Below are 5242 nucleotides of genomic sequence, written 5' to 3'. Positions count from 1 at the left end.
GTACTCCAGGCCGAGCGCGCGCAGACCGTCGTAGTAGCCGTCCAGGGAGACCGGTTCGGCCCCGGGCGCGGGCCACTGGGTGAGGTCCACGGCCTCGTCGTCACCAGAGGGGCTCGCGAGCAGCGTGCCGTGCGCGTGCAGGCTCCAGTCGGTCTCGGGGGCGTTCTCGGGGCGGCTGTGGATCTCGACGGTGCGGTCGCTGCCGTGGTCGGCGGCCTCGCCGATCCGCACCTGGATGCGCACGGCTTCCCCACCGCGCAGCACCAGCGGTTCCAGCACCGTCAGCTCGCCGACACCGGCCGCGCCGACCCGCTCGGCGGCGGCCAGCGCCACCTCCAGCAGACCCGTGCCCGGCACCAGCACCGTCCCGAAGACGGCATGGTCCGCCAGCCACCTCAGCTCGCCGGCCGACAGCCGGCCGGTGAACACCTCGCCGCCGTCCGCACCGGCCAGCGACAGACCGGCACCCAGCCAGGGGTGCCCGGCCGACTCCAGCCCGGCGGCGCGGACGTCCCCGGAACGGCCGGAGGAGACCTCCAGCCAGTAGCGCTCGCGCTGGAAGACGTAGGTGGGCAGCTCGGCCAGGGTGGCGGTGGCGGGGAGGACAGCGTCCCAGTCGACGGGCTGTCCGGCGGCGTGCAGTGCGCCGACCGTGCGCAGCAGCGCCCGCGCCTCGTCCGTCTCGCCCTTGCGCAGGGGCAGCGAGGCGACGAACCGCCCGGCGGAGTCCTCCGCGACACAACCCGCCGCCATCACCGACAGGACGGCCCCCGGACCGCACTCCAGATAGCGACCGACCCCTTCGGCCTCCACCGCGCGCACGGCGTCCAGGAAACGCACCGGCTCGCGGACCTGCCGCACCCAGTACGCCGGGTCCGACCACTCCCCCGCCGACACCCGCTCCCCCGTCACCGACGAGACAACCGTCAACTCCGGCTTCGCGAAGTCGAGATCAGCGACGACAGTGCCGAACTCCGCCAGCATCGAATCCATATGGGCCGAGTGGAAGGCGTGCGACACCTCCAGACGGCGAGTACGCCGGCCCAGCACGGCGAACCGCTCACGTACCGCCTCCACCGCGGCCACATCCCCGCTGACCACGGTCTGGACCGGGGTGTTGAGCCCGGCCACACACACCCGACCCTCGATCCCGGCCAGGACCTCCAGCACCTCCGACTCCGACGCCTCCACGGACGCCATCACGCCCCCGGGCTCGCAGCCCTGCATCAACCGGCCACGCGCCACCACCAAACGGGCCGCATCCGCCAACGACAACACCCCGGCCACATGCGCGGCCGCGATCTCACCCACCGAATGCCCGGCCACCACCCGAGGGCGAACCCCCCACGACTCCCACAACCGGAACAACGCCACTTCCACGGCGAACAGGGCCGGCTGGGCGTACTCCGTGCGGTTCAGCCGCTCGACGTCCTCACCCCACACCACCTCACGCAACCCACCACCCAAAGCCTCCAACACCGCGTCGAACGCGGCCGCGAACACCGGAAAGGCGCCATACAACCCACGCCCCATACCCAGCCGCTGAGCACCCTGACCGGTGAACAGCACCGCGAGGTCGCCGTCGGTGGTGGTGTCCAGGGAGACGTCGGGGTGGTTCGGGTCGCCCCCGGCCACGGCCCGCAGGAGCGCGGCGGCCTCCTGCGCGGTGGCGGCGGTGATCGCGGCGCGCTGCTCGAAGTGCGTACGGTGCCGGGCGGCGGTGCGCGCGACGTCGGCGAGCGGGGTCTGCGGGGCGCGCTCCAGCCAGTCGGCCCAGGCGGCGGCCTGGGCACGCAGGGCCGGCTCGGTCTGCGCCGAGACGACAACGGGGTACGGGCCGTCCGGCGCTTCCGAAGGCTCGGTGTCCCGTACCGGTGCTTCTTCCAGCACCACGTGCGCGTTGGTGCCGCTCAGACCGAAGGAGGAGACACCGGCACGGCGCGGACGGTCGGCGTCCCGCTGCCAGTCGCGGGCCTCCTGGAGGAGTTCCAGTCCGCTGCCGTCCCAGTCGATCAGCGTGCTGGGCTGTTCGGCGTGCAGGGTGCGCGGCAGCTTCTCGTGCTCCAGCGCCAGGATCATCTTGATGACGCCGGCGACTCCGGCGGCGGCCTGGGTGTGGCCGATGTTCGACTTGAGCGAGCCCAGGTAGAGGGGGCGGTCGGCGGGGCGGTCGGGGCCGAACACCTCGGCGAGCGCGCCCGCCTCGATCGGGTCGCCCAGCGACGTACCGGTGCCGTGCGCCTCGATCGCGTCGATGTCCCCGGCCGACAGCCGGGCGGCGGCCAGCGCGTCGCGGACGACGCGCTGCTGGGAGGGGCCGTTGGGGGCGGTCAGTCCCTGGCTGCGCCCGTCCTGGTTCACCGCCGACCCACGGATGACCGCCAGCACGCGGTCACCGTCCCGCTGGGCGTCCGACAGGCGCTTGAGCACCAGCACACCGACGCCCTCCGACCAGCCGGTGCCGTCGGAGGCGGCGGAGAACGGCTTGCACCGGCCGTCGGCGGCCAGCCCCTTGAGCCGGGAGAACTCCACGAACGGGGTGGGCGTGGACATCACGGTGACGCCGCCGGCGAGCGCCAGCTCGCACTCGCCGCCGCGCAGCGCCTGCGCCGCCAGGTGCAGCGACACCAGGGAGGAGGAGCAGGCGGTGTCGACGGTCATGGCCGGGCCCTGGAGGCCCAGGGCGTAGGAGACCCGGCCGGACAGGACGCTGGCGGCGTTGCCGGTGCCGAAGTAGCCGTCGAGGCTGTCCAGGTCGCCCTGGTTGCCGTAGTCGGAGCCCATGGTGCCCAGGTAGACGCCGGTGCGGGACTCGCTGAGCGCCTCGGCGGTCAGCCCGGCGCGCTCCAGCGCCTCCCAGGAGGCTTCGAGGACCAGCCGCTGCTGCGGGTCCATCGAGACGGCCTCGCGCGGGCTGATGCCGAAGAAGGCGGCGTCGAAGTGCTCGGCGCGGTGGAGGAAGCCGCCGTGCCGGGAGTAGCTCTTGCCGACGGCCTCCGGGTCAGGGTCGTAGACGTCGAGGGCGTCCCAGCGCTCGGGGAAGCCGCCGATCGCGTCGCGGCCGGCGGCGAGCAGGTCCCAGAAGCGCTCGGGGGTGTCGATGCCGCCGGGCAGCTTGCAGGCCATCGCCACGACCGCCACCGGCTCGTCGGCGGTGTGCCGGGCGGCGGCGAGCGGGGCGGCGGCGGGCTGCGCCGGCGCCTCGGACAGCGCGAGCCGGTCCAGGATCAGCTCGGTGACGGCGAGCGGGGTGGGGTGGTCGAAGGCGAGGGTGGCGGGCAGCGAGAGCCCGGTCTCGGCGGCGAGGCGGCGGCGCAGCTCCACGGAGGTCATGGAGTCCATGCCGTAGACCGTGAAGACCTGCTGTTCGCCGATGCTGTCGGGGCCGGAGCCGCCGAGCACGGCCGCGCTCTCGGTGCGCACCAGTCGCAGCAGGGTGCGCTTGCGCTCGTCGGCGGGGAGCGCGGCGAGCCTGGCCCGCAGGCCGGTGGCCTCGCCGGCCGGGCCGTCGGCGGCGCGGCGGGGGCGGGGGCGGACGAGTCCGCGCAGCAGCCCGCCGAGGGCGGCCGGGTCCGTGCCCTGGTCCACCGCGCGCTGGAGCACGGCCGGTTCGAGTCGGATCGGTACGAGGTGGGCGCGGGTCCCGGCGAGGGCCGCGTCGAGGGCGCGCAGGCCCTGCGCCTCGGTGAGCGCGCCGATGCCCTGGCGGCGCATCCGGGCGACGTCGGCCTGACCGAGCCCGGCGGCCATCCCGGTGCCCTGGCGCTGCTCCCACATGCCCCAGGAGAGGCTGGTCGCGGGGCGGCCGGTGGCGCGCAGCCGGGCGGCCAGCGCGTCGAGGAAGGCGTTGGCGGCGGCGTAGGTGCTCTGGCCGGGTCCGCCGAGCACACCGGACGCGGAGGAGAACAGCACCAACGCGCAGCCTCCGAGGTCCGCGGTCAGCTCGCTCAGGTGCACCGCGCCGGCGGCCTTGGGGGCGAGGACGCGGTCGAGGCGGTCGGCGTCCTGGTCGGCGAGCAGGCCGTCGTCGACGACCCCGGCCAGGTGGAAGACGCCGGTCAGCGGGTGCGCGGGGTCGATGTCGGCGACGACCCGGGCGAGCGCCGCGCGGTCGGCGGTGTCGCAGGCGGTCACGCGGACCGCCGCCGCGCCCGCGGCGGTCAGCTCCCGGACGGCCGCGTCGGCGCCGGGGGCGTCGGGGCCGCGCCGGGAGGACAGCACCAGGTGCCGGACGCCGTGTTCGCGGACGAGGTGCCGGGCCAGGCGCAGCCCGAGGTCGCCGGTCCCGCCGGTGACGAGGACGGTGCCGCCGGCGTCCAGGGCGGCTACCGGAGCGGCGGTCTCCTGCCGGGTGATCGGGGCCAGCCGGGCGGCCAGCACGGCGTCACCGCGTACGGCGGTCTCCGGTTCGCCGGAGGCGGCGAGGGCGCGCCGGACCGCCGGGCGGTCGGCGGGGCCCGCGTCCAGGTCGACCAGGCGGACCGGGCGGTCCGGGTGCTCCGCGCGCACGGCCCTGACCAGGCCCCACACGGCGGCCTGGGCGACGCCGTCGAGCCGGTCGCCGTCGGCGGCGGCCACGCTGTCCCTGGTCACCCAGACCAGTTCGGCGCCGGCCAGGCGCGGTTCGCCGAGCAGTCGCCGCGCGCCGGTCAGGGCGGCCCGCGCGGCCTCCCGTACGGCGTCCGCGTCGGTCTCCCGTACGGCGTCCGGGTGCGACGTGGCGTCCACGAGGAGCCGGTCCGGGGCCGGGTGACCCGCGTCCAGGTGGGCGAGGAGGACGTCCAGGTGGGCGAAGGCGGGGGTGTCCGCGCCGGCCGCGAGGGCGGGCGAGCCGAGCACCCAGGTGGTGCCGCCGGGCTGGTCGTCCGTCGGGGCCAGGGGGCGGAACTCCACGGCGTACAGGTGCTCGAGGCGTTCGGCGACCCGGATCTGGTCACGGGTGGCCTCGCGCAGTTCGAGGCCGCGCACCCGGGCCACCGGGGCGCCCTGGGCGTCGGCGGCCCAGAGCCGGGCGGAACGGCGGCTGTCGTCCAGGTCGATGCGGACCCGGAGGGTCGAGCCGCCCACGGCCCGGCACTCCACCCCGCTCCAGGCGAACGGCAGCAGGACCCCGTCCCGCTCGGTGTCCTGCGGGGCGTCAAGGGCGGCCAGGGCGTGCAGGGCGGCGTCGAGCAGGGCCGGGTGCAGCCCGTAGTCGGCGGCCGAGACGCTCTCCGGCAGGCGTACCAGGGCGTACGCGGTG

At 75.8% G+C, this 5242-nt stretch carries 1 protein-coding gene; it reads right to left on the bottom strand.

The window, feature by feature from the left end; all coding sequences use genetic code 11:
* Positions 1–5242, bottom strand: a 5242-nt coding sequence (locus C6N75_RS18570; RefSeq protein WP_146132607.1) for a type I polyketide synthase, incomplete at both ends; no start/stop codon positions are given.

It is taken from the genome of Streptomyces solincola, from assembly GCF_002982015.1.
Lineage (GTDB): Bacteria > Actinomycetota > Actinomycetes > Streptomycetales > Streptomycetaceae > Streptomyces > Streptomyces solincola.
This window is presented reverse-complemented; position numbering and strand designations above follow the sequence as displayed.